This window comes from Microseira sp. BLCC-F43, from assembly GCF_041929235.1.
Lineage (GTDB): Bacteria > Cyanobacteriota > Cyanobacteriia > Cyanobacteriales > Aerosakkonemataceae > Microseira.
Genome location: NZ_JBHFNP010000228.1, coordinates 19,987 through 37,282 on the forward strand (window position 1 = coordinate 19,987; position 17,296 = coordinate 37,282).

Below are 17,296 nucleotides of genomic sequence, written 5' to 3' on the forward strand. Positions count from 1 at the left end.
CTACAAGCTACGACCTGTAGGGGCAATTACCAATTACCAATTACCAATTACCAATTACCAATAAAAAAATTTATTTGATAGCCGCTGAGATTATTTTTATGATAAAAAACCGACAGTTTGAAGCATGAAGAAGAAAGTATAAATTTAACTTTCCTGCTTCATCCTTCATCTTTTAACCTCGTCGATTTTTCATTCTTTATAATCGCTATCTTTGTGGTCATCCATCAAGCCAATTCCAGACAGGGGACGATAGGTATATCCGCCATGACGGGGAGTTTTTTGGATATCATCCTTAATCTGTTCCAGGTCAATATAGCGGTCTGATACGTTGATCAAACTATCGCTTGTCATCGATCGCAAACTTACCACTTCGACGCGGACGCCGCGATAGCTAACCGCATCGACTGCATAGGCAAGATCGCCATCGCCGCTAACCAAAACAGCCGTATCGTATGACCCTACTAAAGCCATCATATCCACGGCAATTTCTACATCCAAATTGGCTTTTTTAGAACCATCGGGTAATTGCACCAAATCTTTGGCAATTACTCTATACCCGTTGCGCCGCATCCACAATAAAAAACCCTGTTGCTTTTCATTAGTGCGGTCAACACCCGTATAGAAAAACGAACGCAGCAGTCGCGATCCGGCAGTTAAGCGAACCAGCAACTTTGTATAATCGATTTCTATGCCTAGTTGCAGGGCGGCATAAAATAAATTAGAGCCATCGATAAAAATGGCGACGCGACCTCGATTTTCCAAAACCTGTTCTGGCGTGAATACCGAGTCTCTTTCCAAATTATTCAACATGGTTGTTATTCCTCGTTTTTTATCAAATCAATCAATTAATCCTATCGATTGTTGCATTTTCAGCATCTACCGATGGTAGGGACTTGAATCAGATTACGCACCTGTTGGTGCTAGTTCCAGACGCCCAAACACGGGGCGGGGTTTGTTTAATGTCTGACCGCCAGTTAATATACCCCATTTAGCATGGGTAGCGAAGCTGGCTGCAACAGCTATTTGCGTTTTGTCATCCAAGTTGATATCGAAACTTAATTGTTGATAAATGTCATTGGCGATATTGGGTACGATGGGCGACAGGAGATATGCCGCCAGCCGCACCGATTCTAGAACCGAGTACAATACTTGCTCGACTGCTGCTTGCTGTTTTTGCTTGTAAAGCGTCCAGGGCGCTTGCTCGTCGATATACTTGTTCCCGGCACGAAGTAGGGCTAAAATGGCTGCTGTGGCGTCGCTGAACGCAAGTGCTTCGTATGCTTGCGCCACTTGCTCTCCCAGGGTTATCCCCATCGCTTTTAACCCATTTTCTGCCGGAATATCATCACCAGAGAGGTTGGGAACCTTTCCGCCGCAATATTTGTGCGTCATTGATAAAGTCCGATTGAGCAAATTTCCCAAATTGTCTGCTAAGTCGGCATTGAGGATATCAACAAACCGAGTTTCGTTAAAATCTCCGTCCCGACCAAATTCAATTTCTTTGATGAAGTAATAACGTACCGCATCAGCACCATAGCGGTTAACCAACGCCACCGGATCGATGGTGTTACCCAAACTTTTGCTCATTTTCCGTCCATCTTTGGTCAAAAAGCCATGAACAAAGACTCGACCGGGCAATGGCAGACCGGCAGACATGAGCATAGCAGGCCAGTAGAGGGCATGGAAGCGTAAAATATCTTTGCCGATCAGGTGTAAATTGATCGGCCACCATTTAGATAAAGCATTTTCGAGAGTTGGTTCATCTTCCGGATCGAGTAAAGCAGTCACGTAACCCAATAAAGCGTCAAACCAGACATAAAGGATATGGTTGGGGTCAACCGGCACGGGGAAACCCCAATCAAAGTTTACCCGGGAAATGGAAAAATCTTGCAGCCCTTGGCTCATAAAGTTCAATACTTCATTGCGGCGGCTTTCTGGTTGCAGAAAGTCGGGACGCTCTTGATATAGTTTTTCCAGTTGGGTTTGGTACTTAGAAAGTCGGAAGAAGTAATTTTGCTCGTCCCGCCATTCAGTTTTTTTAGTTGGGTGCAGGGGGCAAAATCCTTCTGGCAAAAGTTCCCGTTCTTCTTTAAACTCTTCGCAGGCTACGCAGTAGAAGCCTTTTTGCTGCCCTAAGTAAATATCCTCCCGATCCCATACGCGCCCAAAAAATTCTTTCACAATATTGTGATGGCGAGGAGCCGTGGTGCGGCTAAAACGGTCATACTGAATATTTAGCTTAGGCCACAAAGCCTCAAACCCTGCGGCAATTTCATCGCAGTGTTGCTGGGGGGTGAGTCCCCGCCCTTGCGCCGCCTGTTGAATTTTCAACCCGTGTTCGTCAGTTCCGGTAATTAACAGCACATCGCGCCCTTGCAGTCGTTGAAACCGCGCCACTATATCCGCTGCGATCGTTGTATAAGCGCTGCCAATATGGGGTAAATCGTTTACGTAGTATAGAGGCGTTGTCAGAGCAAATGCGTTTTTATTTTTATCTGTATAATTCATGGACAAATGAAAATCTAACCGGCGAAACTGTTTTTAATCATACATGAGTGTCATCATTCCCTTATTTTATTGTTTATTCTTTTAACTTGCTGCACCTCATGCCATTAGAATCTGGTATAAAAATATACTATTTAACATACTGCGACGGCTACCCGACCGTGGAAAAAATGCAAAATAAATCGCGGCCTGGAATTTACATCCCCTGGGATCGGTACAATATAACCCTGGTGGCAATTTCGGCAAAGCCAAAAAGGAAAAGTTTCTCTATCTAGGGGTATTTGTCAAGTCAAGTAGTTTAAAGTTAACAAAAGTTTAGGTATGTTTGCAAAAACTTTTGCTGTCGATTTTGTCAACCCATGTTTTCTTATAGTCCACTGTTGATTTCTCAATCGTTTCTCGCTGCTACCGGCACGCGGTTGTTTCTCCACCATCAGGATCGCATCCCGGAAGCTTCTGCGGTGCTGGTGGTCAGCAATCACCGCAGCTTTATGGATGCGCCGGTACTGATGGCGTCTGTGGGGCAACCGATTCGTTTTGCTTGCCATCACTACATGAGTCAAGTGCCGATTTTGCGGGAATTTGTCAAGCGCTTGGGGTGCTTTCCCTTAGATGAACCAGGACAAGGACAGCAGCGGTTTTTTAACCAGGCGACTCAACTGTTGCAGGCGCAGCAAATGGTCGGGGTGTTTCCGGAGGGTGGAAAACCGATGGTGAAATTAACTCAAGCTGACCAAATGCAGAAGTTCCACAAGGGATTTGCTCATTTAGCGTTGCGATCGCCTGTAAAAGAATTGGCGATTTTGCCGGTAGCGATCGCTTCAGTCGAAGAAACCGTCAATTCCGCATTTCCCCTGAAGCTGTTGAGTTTGTTTGACCCCGCCGAACCCCTATTCGACCAACCCGGATGGCATCCTCTGGTAATATATCGCCGCGTCAACGTGCTGATTGGTCGCCCTTGTTGGATAACTCAGCAAGAACGAGAAAAATACCACGGCAAACAGGCGAAAGCAGTCGTTGCACAAATTACCCAACATTGTCAGACTGAAATTGGTCAACTGCTTGATCGAGGATGCTATTAAGCGGAAACCCTTTCATCCAAAATCCAAAATTGAACGATGCCAGAGATTAAAAGTCATCCCTGCTTCCTGACGCCCAAATCGCTCAAACCAGAGTATCCCCTGTTCGTTTTTTTACCAGGAATGGATGGTACGGGTCAGTTGCTGCGATCGCAAACCGCCGGTTTAGAAAAAGGTTTTGATATCCGCTGTTTGGCAATTCCGCCGGATGACTTGACCAGCTGGGATGTACTGGCAGACCAAGTAATTGCCTTGATTGAAGCCGAAGTTGGAAAAGACCCCCAAAGGTCAGTTTATCTATGCGGCGAGTCGTTTGGGGCTTGCTTGGCAATCAAAGTAGCAATCCGCGCGCCTAAGCTGTTTGAACGGGTGATTTTGGTTAACCCAGCGTCTTCTATCAGTCGCCGCCCTTGGATGTATTTTGGCATCCCCCTGACTCGAATTGTACCGGAATGCTTTTATCACTTCGGTTCGTTGATCGGGTTGCCGGTATTAGCCAATTTGGAAAGGATAGCACCGCGCGATCGCCAAGCGCTGATGGACGCCGTACAAATGGTTCCCCAAAAAACCGCCGTCTGGCGGTTATCTTTATTGAAAGAATTCGACGTTGACGATAACCAATTGCGTCGCATCAACCAACCCGTACTCGTGCTTGCCGGTGCTGCGGATCGGTTGTTGCCTTCTTTATCAGAAGCTGAGCATCTTGTCAAGGTTTTACCCAACGCTGAAATGGTGGTGCTACCCCATAGCGGTCATGCTTGCTTGCTGGAGAGGGACGTTAACCTGTACGAAATTATCAAGGAGCGGAAGTTTTTAGCTTGTGGGGACAGGGTTTGGGCGTCGAACCATCAGGTTCTGAATTGGACAGTTTAAGAAAATCTGTCGGATAGTATCTTAGCTCAAGCGAAATCTGTTATGATAGCGATCCGCGGCGGGTGACTAGCTCAATGGTAGAGCATCGGACTCTTAATCCGCTGGTTCAGGGTTCGAGCCCCTGGTCACCCATAATCGCTCGCATTAATCGCCCAATGCCCCAATCCCCCCAGGTTGAAACCTGGGGCTAGACAAACGAAGCCCGCCTGCGCGGGCTTTTTTAATGGGAGGCGATCTAGCATAAGATGTACCTGGATATTGGCAGGTTAAACATAAATGGCAGGCTATTCCTTAAATTTACCGATTCAGTTAAAGCAAAAAGTACAAGAATATGCCACGCAACAAGGCATTTCTATAGATGAGTTTATTCTGTGGGCTGTAGCGGAAAAAGTAGGTCAATTAAGCCAGCAATTCGATGAAGCGAGATTTCCGGAGATTACATATTATCGCGGTGCTAGCGGTCAGTTAGTACCAGTGCTGCGGGGAACTCGTTTGCGGGTGCAAGTTGTTGTAGTTGCTTCCCAAAAATGGGGTTTATCGTCGAATCAAATTGCTCTTGAGTATGGGATTACTGAGAAACAGGTGAATGAATCGCTGGCATTTTATGCTGCTCATAGAGAGGAAATAGACGAAGCGATCGCATCTGAGCAAACTTTGGAAGCAGCCAATGTCTAGTCCAAAGTTGCACCTGGATGCCGATACATCTATTAAAGCGCTGCATCAAGCTTTAGTTTCTCGCGGTCACGATGTCACTCGCACACCAACTGATTGGATGCCCTTGGATGCCAGCGATGAGATGCAGTTGTTAGGGGCGACAGCGCAAGGACGGTGTATTTTTACTTTCAATATTCGCGATTTTTTAGTATTAGCTGAACTTTATTCCCAACATGGCGGTATTATCCTGGCTGCCCAAAATAGTTGGACACTTTCTGAGTTAATTTCTGCTTTGGATCGTTTGTTATCAGAGACGCAAGCTTCTGACTGGGTGGGACAAGTACGCTGGCTGAATCAATGGCGAAGGTGAGCGATCGCGCTTGATTGGTAGAGTGGGGTGGGGGCGGGATGCGTCGCATAAACGCTCGCCTTAGTTGGTCATGGCGTTAGTGTTATTCTGCAAGTAGAGAAATCAGCCTGTTAAAGCCCATGACACAGACATTATTAAACAACCGCTATCGCCCGATCCGGGGATTGAGCAGTGGTGGATTTGGTGAAACCTTTTTGGCAGAAGATACTCACATGCCGTCTGGACGCCGCTGCGTAATTAAGCAACTTAAACCGATTACCAACAATCCTCAGATTTACCAGCTGGTGCAAGAGCGGTTTCAGCGCGAAGCTGCGATTTTAGAGGAACTGGGTGAAGGTAGCAATCAAATTCCCAAACTGTATGCTTATTTCTCAGTCAATGGGCAATTCTATTTGGTTCAAGAGTGGATTAAAGGCGAGACGCTAACCAATAAACTGAAACAGCAAGGACTATTGAGTGAAAGTGCCGTCAGAGATATTTTGATGACTCTGTTGCTAGTGCTGGATTATGTCCATAGCAAACCCATGGTGCATCGAGATATCAAGCCAGACAATATTATTGTGCGACAACGGGATGGTAAGCCGGTTTTGATTGATTTCGGGGCGGTTAAAGAAACAATGGGTACAGTGGTAAATGCTCAGGGAAATAACACAAGTTCAATTGTAATTGGCACACCCGGTTTTATGCCTAGCGAGCAGGCAGCAGGAAGACCAGTTTATTCTAGCGATTTATACAGTTTGGCGCTGACTGCAATTTATTTGCTGACTGGGAAAATGCCCCAAGCATTAGATATAGATCCGGGTACAGGAAACATTTTGTGGCGTCGCTATGCTTTGAATGTTAGTCCTAATCTGGCAGATGTACTGGACAAGGCAATTGAGTCTCATCCGCGCGATCGCTATCCGACTGCACGAGCCATGCTAGATGCTTTGCAGTCTGTTTCGAGTCCTATTCCTCCTACCATACCTGCTCAACATCCACCGATTGTATCTCCACCACCTACGCAAAAATCTGCTCAAACAGTTCCGCCTATTGCTTCGACCTTAGATACAGGAATTGGGCAAAAAGCGATTATTATTGCCAGTTTGATCTTAGGTAGTTTGATCGGTGCATCGGTAATTGTTGGTCTTTCCCTTAACAGACAGCCTCAACTAGCATCGGAACAAATAACAAGCCCAATCAATCCGTCTTCTACGCAATCCCCATTTTCTTCACCTTCTCAGTCAAGCACAATATCGCCTGTAAACAGCAACCAAGCCAATAACACAAGTAGGAATGATATTTCTAGACCATCACCGGAGCAAGTTGTGCGAGAGCAATATTCAAATATTAATAACCGTCAGTATCAAGCTGCATGGAATAAGTTGTCTTCCAGTTTCCAAAATAATAAAACAGTTTTCCGCGATGGTTACAGATCGTATGTAGAATGGTGGGAAACTGTTAGCCAAGTAAATCTTGAGGAAGTTACGAATGTAGAAGTCAGAAACGATACTGCTACTGTAAATATTCGGTTGCAATACTCCAAATCTGGAAAGGTGGCATCTGAGTCTCGACGACTCTTGCTTGTGTGGGATGCTGCAAGTGCCAGTTGGCTTATTGATAATACAAAGCTTATTCGTGATTGACTGGATTATAACTAACAGGAATCATAACAATAGTCCCTGGCAAGGCGATCGCATTCACCCCACCCCATCCAACAGCTTGATGGATAGCAAGCGATCGCACCCCATTTCCCCTATCCTAATTCTCATAACACCCTACACAAAAAATCAGAGTCACCCCATGAGCGAAACCAGATTGCTAAAACAATTACCCGCCCAATTAATCTCACCAGAAAACTTTCAACCTTACGGTCAAGTTATCTACGCCTCATCCGACGGCAAACATTACGATTCAACTGATGCTCAACTCTTACTCAACAACGGTATTCCCCGCTTCTACATCATGCGTCTTACCGAAAGAGGGCGTAAATTTCACAAAATTACTCGCCACGTCAAATGCACTCAATGTTTAGGTTCCCTCGAAGGCAAAGAATGGTTAATCGCAGTCGCCCCACCAAGTGAAGCACCCGCACCTAAATTAGAAGAAATATCCGCTTTTCGGATTCCTGGCAATTGTTTTATTAAATTAGAAGTAGGAACCTGGCACGCTGGCCCTTATTTCGATGGTGAATTTGTGGATTTCTACAACCTAGAACTCAGCGACACAAATATCACCGACCACGACACTTATAACTTCTTACAAAACCAGAACTTAGAACTAGAAATTGTTTAAAAATGTAGGGTGCGTTAACGTAGTGTAACGCACCATCTTTGGCTAGAAATTGTTTAAAAATGTAGGTGGCGTTAACGTAGTGTAACGCACCATCTTTGGCTAGAAATTATTTAAAAATGTAGGTGGCGTTAACACAGTGTAATACTAAATCCGCTTTCATTACCCCCTTTATGGCGAACGACTAAAGTCGCGCCTAAACAAACAAAGACCGCCTGCGCGGTCTGTAAGAATAAAGGGGGTCGTTAACCCGGATTTGGTATAACGCACCATCTTTGGCTATAAATTGTTTAAAAATGTAGGGTGCGTTAACGCAGTGTAACGCACCATCTTTGGCCTATAAATTGTTTAAAATGTAGTAACGCACCATCTTTGGCGGTGCGTTACGCTGACGCTAACGCACCCTACTTGTTACAGATCTTGTCCCCCCTCTCCTTGCAGTAGTGGGGGCTCGGGGGAGTGGTCTCTACACGCATCAATCAACCCTTTAACGCCACTTACCGGCACAATTTTTATCCCCAATTTATCGGCAAGTTCTTCAACTGTCATATCATCCAAAAAGCGAGAATCTCCATGCTTCAGCATCAGGGAAGGTAACAGAATTGCATCCCCTAATTCCCGCCCTTGTAAACCTGCGAGCAAATCCTGTCCCGTCAACAAACCAGTCACTGTTATTTGCTGTCCCCAATAGTCGCTACAAAGGGCGACCATATTTATTTCTAATCCTTCTACTCCATTAAGTCTTTGCAGAATCGGTTGAAATGCCAATTCAACCGCATTACCGACTACCCAGGTCAATTTTCGCGGCGGGGAAACTTGCTTTGGTAGGCGTTTTGCTGCCTCTTCAAACTGTCTCAAAAATAGGCGAATTGAACCGACGCCGTTGTCTATTTGGGGATAATTTTCGTAGTGAGATTCGGGAGGCAATTCCTGTCCGGCGATTAAAAACCATTCGTCTGCTAACCAAATACACTGGGACTTTTGATTTTGAGTTCCCCCCTTATTAAGGGGGGGCAGGGGGGGATCTGATTTTCGATTAAGCAGTTTACTTTTATGTCTTGGTTTTGCAGTTTGTATATTTCTTTCCTGTTGCAATAATTGTTGAATTTTTTGGACTTGGGCAATAACTTCTTGGGCTTTTTCCGGAGTTACGGCGGTTAATTCGTCTTCTGATGGACGAAACCGAGTTAACCCTACTGGAACTACTGCTACAGATGCTACTGCGGGGACATCTCCTGTGTGAAATTGGGCTAAATCTAGTAAGGTTCTTTCTAAGTGTATGCCGTCGTTAATGCCGGGACAAACAACTACTTGGGCGTGAATTTGCAAACGCCTTTCTTGAAACCACTTAATCTGCTCTAAAATTTGTCCAGCGCGGGGATTTTTTAGCAGGCGAATGCGTATTTCTGGTTCCGTTGCGTGGACGGATACGTAGAGGGGAGATAGGCGCATTTGTGCGATGCGTTCCCATTCTCTTTGGGTAAGATTGGTTAAGGTTAAATACGACCCATACAGGAAACTGAGGCGATAGTCATCGTCCTTAAGATAGAGAGATTCTCGTTTCCCCGGTGGTTGTTGATCGATGAAGCAAAACGGACAGCGGTTATTGCACTGAATTAAACCGTCAAAGAGGGCGGTTTCAAATTCTATACCTAAATCATCGTCCCAGTCTTTTTCGATTTCAATTTTATGGGTTTTGCCAGCGGCGTCTAATACTTCCAATTCCAGTATTTCATCGGAACATAGGAATTTATAATCGATCAGATCGCGGGGTTTTTTGCCGTTGATGGCAACTAAGCGATCGCCGACTTCAAACCCAATCTCAGCACCGATAGAATTGGGCAGCACCCTGGTAATTAAAGCTGGACGAATTGCAGTCTCGCTCATTGCTAATTGCTCGTTGCTAATTGTTAATTGTTCATTGCTATTAGCTGTAGCGATGAACAATTAACCGCCTATTAGATATTTTGCAACAATCCTGCGGCGATCGCTGCCAAAATTACCACCCCAAACACCAATCGGTACGCGATAAACACAAACGTACTCTGTGTTTGTAAAAAACGCAACAACCACGCGATGGAAAGATAGGAAAATACTGCCGCAGAAATTACCCCAACAAGCAGGGGAATTGCTCCGATACCGGCAAATCCTGTTTCTAGCACGCCTTTAAACTCGACTAATCCAGCTAGGGTAATTGCTGGAAGTCCGAGTAAAAATGAGAACCTCGCTGCTGTTTCGCGCTTCAAACTCATAAATAATCCAGCGGTGAGGGTGGAACCGGAACGAGAAACGCCGGGAATTAACGCCATTGCCTGGGCTAACCCCATTAATACGCCATCTTTGACGCCTAGCTTGTTAAAATCGCGCTTGCGAGTTCCCAGTTTTTCTGCTACTCCCAGCAATAGTGACATGACAATCGATGCAGTTGCGATCGCTGCCATACTCCGGAGGGGCGAGTTATCAAAATCGGGAATAAATTTCTTAATCAGCAGTCCGAAAAAGACAATCGGTATGGTTCCCAGAGCAATTCCTACTGCCATGCGGAAGTCGTTATCTTGATAATCCTGACGGGAAATTGCCGCGATCGCTCCCAAGGTAATATTCGTGATATCCCGCCAGAAGTACCACAGCACGGCGGCGATGCTCCCCAGCTGAATTACAGCTGTAAAGGCAACCCCCGGATCTCCCCACCCCAATGCTACCGGCACGACTTTTAAATGCGCCGTGCTGCTGATGGGCAAAAACTCGGTCAATCCCTGCACTGCCCCTAAAATAATTGCCTGAAATATATTTACCTGAGCAACGTCACCCGCGACTGACGCCGGTGCAGTCGCCTGTGCCAGTTGCGTGCTAATAGCTTTGATGGGCAACGCCAGAATGGCGCTAGTCACTCCCATACTTGCGAACGTCAGTAGTTGATTTCTTGATAAAGACATAGTTTTTCTGCTAATGGGGCATGGGGCATCGGGTATCGGGAATGGGATATCTTCTTTGTTTTCCTTGTCTCCCCTCTCTCAATCAAAAAGCCCCATGACAGTCTCGTCCAACTAAGATAAGATTAACAATGCCCCCCTGGGGGATATTTTTTGTGATATCTTAAATAAAATTAACTAAAGTAACAAAAATTAAAAATACGTTGTTAAACAATACCTTGTCTGCCTACACCCCCGTTCCTACCGCGATCGCTTCAACGCCGCCAAAGGCGATCAAATCTACCACCCGGTGGCGGATTGGCTCGCAGAAAGCCTGGTTAACCTTCGCGGCGGCATCGTTTCTGGTTTCAGTGCCGGTGTTTATCCAAGCGCCCTTAGTAAGGCTGCTGCCGTGGTTGAGTTTGGTTTTAACAATTGGCTGGTTAGGTCTGGCTGTGGTGCTGTGGAGGCGCAAGGAAACCCATATTTGGGGAGATTTACTGGTGGGTTTCACCTGGAGTTGGTTAGCGGGGTCGATTTATTGGGGTTGGTGGCGCTGGGAACCCCTAATTCACTTGCCGGTGGAGGCGATCGGATTACCGTTTGCTTTAGTATGCTTGAGTCGTCGTTGGGGGCAGATGGGAAATTGGTTTTATATCGGTTCGTTGTTTGGCACGGCGGTGACGGATCTGTATTTTTACATAGTGGATTTGATTCCTTTTTGGCGGCAGTTGATGCGGGTAGAACCGGAATTAGCGACACCGATATTGCAACAAGCGCTGGCACAAGTCCAGACTCCCTGGGGGATCGCATCAGCAGCAGCACTGGCTGTAATTCTCCTAATTGTGGGGACTTTACCGTTGCGCTGCGGGCAGTTACACTGGTGGGCGTTCAGTGGAGCAGTCTTGAGTACAATTATGGTGGATAGCCTGTTTTGGCTGGCTGCAAGAGCCGCCTAAGCGAGCAGTTCACCTTGCCTGTATTCCCAGCAGCTCGAGTGCCTGAAGTGCTATTTTTTTATGCTGGAAAAAACAGCGATCGGGAACTGTAGTAAGCGATCTTGGCTAAGCAGGCATCCCTTTTGCAGGTTAGACTCCAACGAGTACTTGAGGGCACGCGGGAATCTAAAAGGAATGGGCGAGCATTACCCATCTGGTCGAAGACTCGTTATCTGTTGGCCAAAAGGTGACGCGCAGCCCCAAAAATCCCTCGGCTGTAGCCGAGATTGTCAAACAAGGTTAAAAACTCTGGCTGACTCTAGGTGGCTTTTCAGTCGGTGGTGACATTGCAACCCACTTCCACTCCTTATCTGTTACTGCGGACCGAATCCGGAAATCGCTACCTTCCATTAGTGGGCAGTCATTGCTGGACTATTGGTCGGAGTGATGACAACAACTTCGTAATCACAGACCGCTGGATTTCTCGGAACCATGCCATGTTGCAGTGCATGGAAACGGGAGAATTTTATTTAATCGATCTCGGCAGTCGTAACGGCTCGTTTGTCAACGGACGACGAGTCAGCGTACCCGTAACGTTACGACACGGCGATCGCCTCACGTTCGGTCAGACCGAACTGGAGTTTTTCTGCCCTGGCGGGATGCACCAGCCTTTCTCGACTGGTAACTTGATCTCAGACGATTTAACGGCGACTTCTGCGTTACACGTGCGCCGTCTAATCTCGGTCATGGTGGTTGACATTCGCGACTTTACCGTTTTAACCAGGCAACTCGATGAAAAGATCCTCTCAGAAGTCATCGGCACCTGGTTTCGTCATTCCGGCAGCATTATTCGCAAATACGGCAGCTGGGTGGACAAATATATCGGCGATGCGGTGATGGCAGTTTGGTTTCATGGCAGCCAAAAAGTCACTACCAGCGAGATCGCTCAGGTGTGTGGGGCGTTGAACGATCTGTATAAAATGACCCGCGAGCTTAATATGCAATACCCCTTACCCTTCCCGTTGCGAATAGGAGCCGGGATCAATACAGGGTATGCCATGGTAGGCAATACCGGCAGTGGGGATCGCCCAGACTACACCGCTCTGGGCGATACGGTGAATGCTGCCTTTCGCTTAGAATCCTCTACCAAAGAACTGCGCCTCGATGTCGCTTTCGGCGAAGCAACTTACGAATATCTCTTGCCTTTGGGGATAGAGCAAGCTGGTTTCCAGCAACACACGGTGCATCTGAAAGGCTACGATAGCCCGACCGTCACCTATGCCGGAACTTTTGTGGATCTGGAGGCTCTATTGCAAAGGCAACTTCAGTGACATGGCTTGATCCCAAACCCTCTGTCTGGAATAATCGAGCATGGGCAAAGCGGTAATGCGTTTAACTTTTCCGCTGTAAGTCCCCCACTGTAATCTCTGATTTAGTGGCGGGATATAAGGCGGCAGCAGTCTACAATTGGCACATCAATTGTTGTACAGGAATGTTCTTCCAAGCTCTGTTTGAGTGAAAGGTAGGCTTATACTCCGAGAGCATCCACCGCTTTGGGGAAGCCTACACCTCCACGAAAGCAAAGAACTGGTGCAGTCGCATCATGAATAATACAAAAAAACGCCTCGTTGTACCCAGGGACTCTGGGGAATCAAAACGCCTATGCAGTCGATCTGTCGGGGAGTAAGTCATAGGGCTGCTCTAGATAAGTGGCAAAAAACCCGTAAGGGAAGTAACTAGGAATGCCTTATCGCGAGGTAAGGAAGCCAACACTATAATCTTCGATTTAGTGTTGGAGGATGTCAATAATCTTTGATACATGCTGTGTGTGGGCAAAAGACCCATCTTTGAGGGAGGTACTGATTTATGAAACGATTGTTACGTTTGTTAACAATACTTGCTTTGGTCGTAGGATGCCTGGGATGGCTGGGTCAGACCCAAGCGGCAATGGCAGCATCTTTGAGCGATATCGCATTTCGCCCAACTCCTGTTTTAGCAGCCGAGGTACTGCGGAACAAGGTGGACGAAAAGTTAGGCGAGATGGGCTACAAAATAGACTTGAACAACACGAACGTGCGAGCCTTTAGGAAGCTGCCAGGGATGTTCCCCAACCTGGCGGCGAAAATTGTCGAAAATGCTCCCTACAAAAAGGTAGAAGACGTGCTGGAGATTCCCGGACTCAGCGATCGCCAAAAACAACTGCTGCAAGCCAACCTGGATGAATTTACCGTCACTGATGTCGAGACATCCTTGGTCGAAGGAGACGATCGGATTAATAACGGTGTCTATCGGTAATGGGTAATGGCATTCCCAGGCGACCGCCTGGGTCACGAGGGTAATGGGTAATGGAAAAAATTATCCACCCGCCGCTTGCCCGTCGCACTTCCAGCTAGATCGGGACTTAGGCAAAGAAACCGGGTTTCTATGAAAAATCGAGATAGCAGCAAGAAACCCGGTTTCTAGGTTCTTCTGGCTTAAGTCCAGCTAGATAGTAAACAGCTAAATCCTCAAAATTCCCACTACTGTAGTTGTAGTGGGAATTTTTACAGATAAACTTAATTAACCCTCTTGTGTCACTGGCAGAGTATTTTGACATCCTCACCGTGCCTTTAGGCACGGTGATTCCCTTTCCTCACGATTTGGGTTTCTGCTTCAATGCACCAGCCTTCACAGATTTACTCTGTTCGGGTCTTAGGGTCGCTCCACAGACTGACACTGCTAGCCCAGCAGCATTGACGTTTACAGCAGCATTGACATCACGATCGTGGTGAGAGCCACAGTGAGGACAATCCCAATCACGAATATTGAGTGGCATTTTTTCAACGATTTGCCCACACTGACTACATCGCTTAGAAGACGGGAACCATCGGTCTATTTTGACCAGTTCAAGCGCCTTACCACTCACACTTGTATTCAAGCTGCCGTACCAATTCACCCCAACTGGCATCCGAAATGGATTGAGCCAATTTAGAGTTTTTCACCATGTTCTTCACAGCCAAATCTTCAATGGCGATCGTTTGGTTTTCACTCACCAATTGAGTTGTCAACTTGTGAAGAAAATCTTTTCTCGCATCAGCAATTTCAGCATGGATCCGAGCTACCTCCAACCGAGCTTTGTATCGGTTATTGGAACCCTTTTCCTTTCGTGCCAAAGCCTTTTGAGCTTTGCGAAGCTTATGGTGTTTTCTCCGAAAAGTCTTTGGATTGGACACCTTGTCACCCGGACTCAAGGCAATCAAGCTGTTGATGCCCAAATCAATCCCAATTTTGTTAGGAGTAATCGGCAATGGCGCAATTTCCACGTCCACCAACAAACTGATAAACCACTTCCCTGCTGGAGTCAGTTTAACTGTGATGGTAGACGGGCGTTGCCATTGTGCGGCAGGCTGCGACTCCACCGAATCGGCAACGGTTCAGAACATTTCGCAAGAAACACTTGCCCGTCTTTGAATCGAAATGCAGACTTGGTGAATTCGGCACTGCCACGATGAAAGCTTCTTTTTGAAGGTTGGGTATTTAGCCCGACCAGCAAAGAAGTTGGTGAAAGCGGTTTGCAGATGTCTCAAACACTGTTGAAGTGGAACACAACTCACATCGTTAAGAAACGAGAGATCGTCCTGTTGCTTCCAACTGGTGAGGATTGCAGAAGTTTCCTTGTACCCTACTCGCTCTTGTTGCTCATACCATGCTTGAGTTCTAAAAGCCAAAGCACGGTTGTCAACCAACCGAGTACAACCCAAAGTCCTGCGAAGCAGTTCTTCTTGCTCGGCAGTTGGGTAAAAACGGTATCGGAAAGCCTTTTGCGTCATTTCTCACATTATAGCGCATTAAATCTAAAGCCCTGCTTGAGCACGGGGTTTCCACCCACATTTTCTGATGAATAAAAGAATCAAAAGATAAAACTCTACAAGGTAGGTAGAGCAATCGATGTAAAATTACAAATCCTGAAGCATTTGGCAAGAGATGCTCAACCAACAGTTGGAATCATAAACGCTGCTAAATTTACAGCCAGATCAAACAGTTGAATTGTCGTTACCAGACGCCGACCGAGTATTGCGGACTTGGGGATAAACTTACAAAGGATATGCTGAAAGCCCCGTGTCAAAAGACCGGGGATAAAAGCTAGTTGCAGGCATAAGAGCTGCTTGTCTAGCTAACTTTTCTAAAACATCCGACATACTTGTTGCACCTAATATTTTCTTTTGTTCTTTTAACCATTTTTTAACTGTGGGTGTAACAGTTAGAGTTAGTTTTTCTTTCTTTTGCTCACTATTTATGTATTTTATGTAAAAATAATTACACTATACGTAAATATCAGGTTATATCATATAAAGGAGGTGATGGCAAGTTGTACGTATGCCAACAAAATTTGATTAATCCAGACGCCGATTTAAAAGCAATTCTTGAGTTGATTTGCTGTGAATACCATAAATTAAGCAATTGTGGGATATATTATGCTCGTCAGTTGTAATTCAAAACTGGTAAGCTTATTGGCAAGTATGACTTAGAGAAAGAATACAAGAATAATAAGCATTATCAGGTGTTGCATTCCCAAGCTGCACAACAAATATTAAGGTCTGTCTTTGAATCATTCAAGTCATTCAAAGAACTAGATAAGAAATACAGCAATGGTGAACTACACTTTAAGCCAAGATTGCCTAACTACCGCAAAGGTGGGTAGGCGTTGGTAACATATCCAAAACAAGCATTAAAGCTTGTTGGGGATAATATTAAAGTACCATTAGGGAATACAGTTAAGCGCTGGTTTAAACTTGATACTTTCTTGATTACAATGTCATATAATCTAGATTTGGCGGAGATAAAATAACTACGTATAATACCCAAAAATCAGTGGGTTTACGCTGAGTTTGTCTACCAGCAAAAGCCAGCAAGAATACTTAAATTAAACTCAAAATACGCTTTGAAAATTGACCATGCTATTGATAATTTTTTTGAGTTGTGTATCTAATATTGGTACTAGCTTTATCGTTGATGGACGTAAGGTTAAAAGTCTTAACCAGTGGTACAACAAGAGGGTTAGCACTCTTAAAGAAGGTAAACCACAAGGCTACTGGGATGACCAATTAGCCCACATCACTGAGAAGCGTAACCGACAAATGCGTGATGCTGTAAATAAAGCAGCGCGATTAGTTATCAATCACTGTATTGAACATCAGATAGGAGTAGTAGTCTTTGGATGGAACCAAGGACAACGACAAGAAGCACAGTTAGGTAAAACAACTCAATCATTTGTGCAGATACCAACTGCAAAACTTAAAGAACGAATCAAACAACTGTGCGAGTATCACGGGATTAAGTTTGTTGAAACCGAAGAATCCTACACGAGTAAAGCTAGTTTTCTAGATGGTGATTTTCTGCCTACTTTCGGCGCCAAACCTGTTCGCGAAGCGTCTCCGAAGGAGATAGGGTGGAAACCGAGTGGAAAACGAGTTAAGCGCGGTATGTATCTGACTAGAACCGGGAAACTCATTAACGCTGATTTGAATGGTGCAGCAAATATTTTAAGAAAAGTAGAGACACAATTAGGACTTGTCCTAGTCAAGGTCTGTAGGGCATTATTGACCGTGCCTACCAGATTAAAAATCTGGGAAACCAAAGCTTTAAAGCCCAGAGGGATGGCTTTAGCCTCCCTCGTAGCATCAGCTTAGAATCCCCGACCCTTTAGGGCGGGGA

The 17,296-nt window shown here is 45.7% G+C and carries 15 protein-coding genes, 1 tRNA gene and 1 pseudogene; 11 read left to right on the plus strand and 6 right to left on the minus strand.

Features of this window, described 5'->3' with window-relative positions; translation table 11 throughout:
- Nucleotides 1-189 precede the first annotated feature (189 nt).
- The gene (locus tag ACE1CM_RS30285) at nucleotides 190-810 is read right to left on the minus strand and encodes an NYN domain-containing protein (protein WP_226575878.1); all 621 of its coding nucleotides are present in this window, start codon (nucleotides 808-810) and stop codon (nucleotides 190-192) included.
- A 93-nt stretch (nucleotides 811-903) separates the two neighbouring features.
- The gene (metG, locus tag ACE1CM_RS30290) at nucleotides 904-2,508 is read right to left on the minus strand and encodes a methionine--tRNA ligase (protein ID WP_374882563.1); all 1,605 of its coding nucleotides are present in this window, start codon (nucleotides 2,506-2,508) and stop codon (nucleotides 904-906) included.
- 356 nt (nucleotides 2,509-2,864) lie between these two features.
- Between metG and ACE1CM_RS30295 the strand changes: the two genes are divergently transcribed.
- The 7 genes from ACE1CM_RS30295 (at nucleotide 2,865) to ACE1CM_RS30325 (ending at nucleotide 7,755) form a co-directional block, all read left to right on the plus strand.
- Complete coding sequence (locus tag ACE1CM_RS30295; protein WP_374882564.1) at nucleotides 2,865-3,587, plus strand: lysophospholipid acyltransferase family protein; 723 nt, start codon at nucleotides 2,865-2,867, stop codon at nucleotides 3,585-3,587.
- Between the two features lie 36 nt (nucleotides 3,588-3,623).
- Nucleotides 3,624-4,457: an alpha/beta fold hydrolase gene (locus tag ACE1CM_RS30300; protein WP_374882565.1), complete on the plus strand. Its 834-nt coding sequence runs from the start codon at nucleotides 3,624-3,626 to the stop codon at nucleotides 4,455-4,457.
- Nucleotides 4,458-4,517: 60 nt separating this feature from the next.
- Nucleotides 4,518-4,589: transfer RNA gene (locus ACE1CM_RS30305), tRNA-Lys, on the plus strand.
- 144 nt (nucleotides 4,590-4,733) lie between these two features.
- Entirely contained in the window at nucleotides 4,734-5,132 is a 399-nt protein-coding gene (locus ACE1CM_RS30310; RefSeq protein ID WP_374882566.1) for a DUF433 domain-containing protein, read from the plus strand.
- Complete coding sequence (locus tag ACE1CM_RS30315) at nucleotides 5,125-5,481, plus strand: DUF5615 family PIN-like protein (RefSeq protein ID WP_374882567.1); 357 nt, start codon at nucleotides 5,125-5,127, stop codon at nucleotides 5,479-5,481. The genes ACE1CM_RS30310 and ACE1CM_RS30315 overlap by 8 nt, the downstream gene beginning before the upstream one ends.
- A 119-nt stretch (nucleotides 5,482-5,600) precedes the next feature.
- A complete protein-coding gene (locus tag ACE1CM_RS30320) occupies nucleotides 5,601-7,106 on the plus strand; it encodes a protein kinase (RefSeq protein WP_374882568.1) in 1,506 nt (501 codons plus the stop codon).
- Entirely contained in the window at nucleotides 7,099-7,755 is a 657-nt protein-coding gene (locus tag ACE1CM_RS30325; protein WP_374882569.1) for an ureidoglycolate lyase, read from the plus strand. The genes ACE1CM_RS30320 and ACE1CM_RS30325 overlap by 8 nt, the downstream gene beginning before the upstream one ends.
- Before the next feature lie 408 nt (nucleotides 7,756-8,163).
- Here the strand turns inward: ACE1CM_RS30325 and ACE1CM_RS30330 are convergent, their stop codons facing one another.
- Together ACE1CM_RS30330 and ACE1CM_RS30335 are read right to left on the minus strand one after the other, a co-directional pair.
- A complete protein-coding gene (locus ACE1CM_RS30330; RefSeq protein ID WP_374882570.1) occupies nucleotides 8,164-9,639 on the minus strand; it encodes a DUF512 domain-containing protein in 1,476 nt (491 codons plus the stop codon).
- A 71-nt stretch (nucleotides 9,640-9,710) separates the two neighbouring features.
- Complete coding sequence (locus ACE1CM_RS30335) at nucleotides 9,711-10,649, minus strand: undecaprenyl-diphosphate phosphatase (RefSeq protein WP_374882612.1); 939 nt, start codon at nucleotides 10,647-10,649, stop codon at nucleotides 9,711-9,713.
- A gap of 239 nt (nucleotides 10,650-10,888) precedes the next feature.
- On the opposite strand from ACE1CM_RS30335, the gene ACE1CM_RS30340 reads away from it, so the two are divergent.
- The 3 genes from ACE1CM_RS30340 (at nucleotide 10,889) to psbU (ending at nucleotide 13,897) form a co-directional block, all read left to right on the plus strand.
- On the plus strand, nucleotides 10,889-11,623 hold the full coding sequence (locus ACE1CM_RS30340) for a DUF3120 domain-containing protein (RefSeq protein ID WP_374882571.1): 735 nt from the start codon (nucleotides 10,889-10,891) through the stop codon (nucleotides 11,621-11,623).
- A 317-nt stretch (nucleotides 11,624-11,940) separates the two neighbouring features.
- On the plus strand, nucleotides 11,941-12,933 hold the full coding sequence (locus ACE1CM_RS30345; RefSeq protein WP_374882613.1) for an adenylate/guanylate cyclase domain-containing protein: 993 nt from the start codon (nucleotides 11,941-11,943) through the stop codon (nucleotides 12,931-12,933).
- 535 nt (nucleotides 12,934-13,468) lie between these two features.
- Nucleotides 13,469-13,897 (plus strand): photosystem II complex extrinsic protein PsbU, encoded by a 429-nt coding sequence (gene psbU / locus ACE1CM_RS30350; RefSeq protein WP_374882572.1) that lies wholly within the window; start codon nucleotides 13,469-13,471, stop codon nucleotides 13,895-13,897.
- A 127-nt stretch (nucleotides 13,898-14,024) separates the two neighbouring features.
- Here the strand turns inward: psbU and ACE1CM_RS30355 are convergent, their stop codons facing one another.
- Nucleotides 14,025-14,219 (minus strand): hypothetical protein, encoded by a 195-nt coding sequence (locus ACE1CM_RS30355; RefSeq protein WP_374882573.1) that lies wholly within the window; start codon nucleotides 14,217-14,219, stop codon nucleotides 14,025-14,027.
- A gap of 15 nt (nucleotides 14,220-14,234) precedes the next feature.
- A pseudogene (locus ACE1CM_RS30360) lies at nucleotides 14,235-15,411 on the minus strand (RNA-guided endonuclease InsQ/TnpB family protein).
- Nucleotides 15,412-16,536: 1,125 nt separating this feature from the next.
- On the opposite strand from ACE1CM_RS30360, the gene ACE1CM_RS30365 reads away from it, so the two are divergent.
- Nucleotides 16,537-17,271 (plus strand): transposase, encoded by a 735-nt coding sequence (locus ACE1CM_RS30365; RefSeq protein WP_374882574.1) that lies wholly within the window; start codon nucleotides 16,537-16,539, stop codon nucleotides 17,269-17,271.
- Nucleotides 17,272-17,296 lie beyond the last annotated feature (25 nt).

What these genes read in the sequence shown, in the direction of transcription:
- ACE1CM_RS30330 (WP_374882570.1), bottom strand. Translation starts at nt 9,639, where the DNA reads ATGAGCGAGACTGCAATTCGTCCAGCTTTAATTACCAGGGTGCTGCCC.
- metG (WP_374882563.1), bottom strand. Translation starts at nt 2,508, where the DNA reads ATGAATTATACAGATAAAAATAAAAACGCATTTGCTCTGACAACGCCT.
- ACE1CM_RS30310 (WP_374882566.1), top strand. Translation starts at nt 4,734, where the DNA reads ATGGCAGGCTATTCCTTAAATTTACCGATTCAGTTAAAGCAAAAAGTA.
- ACE1CM_RS30365 (WP_374882574.1), top strand. Translation starts at nt 16,537, where the DNA reads ATGCTATTGATAATTTTTTTGAGTTGTGTATCTAATATTGGTACTAGC.
- ACE1CM_RS30320 (WP_374882568.1), top strand. Translation starts at nt 5,601, where the DNA reads ATGACACAGACATTATTAAACAACCGCTATCGCCCGATCCGGGGATTG.
- ACE1CM_RS30335 (WP_374882612.1), bottom strand. Translation starts at nt 10,649, where the DNA reads ATGGGAGTGACTAGCGCCATTCTGGCGTTGCCCATCAAAGCTATTAGC.
- psbU (WP_374882572.1), top strand. Translation starts at nt 13,469, where the DNA reads ATGAAACGATTGTTACGTTTGTTAACAATACTTGCTTTGGTCGTAGGA.
- ACE1CM_RS30285 (WP_226575878.1), bottom strand. Translation starts at nt 810, where the DNA reads ATGTTGAATAATTTGGAAAGAGACTCGGTATTCACGCCAGAACAGGTT.
- ACE1CM_RS30300 (WP_374882565.1), top strand. Translation starts at nt 3,624, where the DNA reads ATGCCAGAGATTAAAAGTCATCCCTGCTTCCTGACGCCCAAATCGCTC.
- ACE1CM_RS30295 (WP_374882564.1), top strand. Translation starts at nt 2,865, where the DNA reads ATGTTTTCTTATAGTCCACTGTTGATTTCTCAATCGTTTCTCGCTGCT.
- ACE1CM_RS30315 (WP_374882567.1), top strand. Translation starts at nt 5,125, where the DNA reads ATGTCTAGTCCAAAGTTGCACCTGGATGCCGATACATCTATTAAAGCG.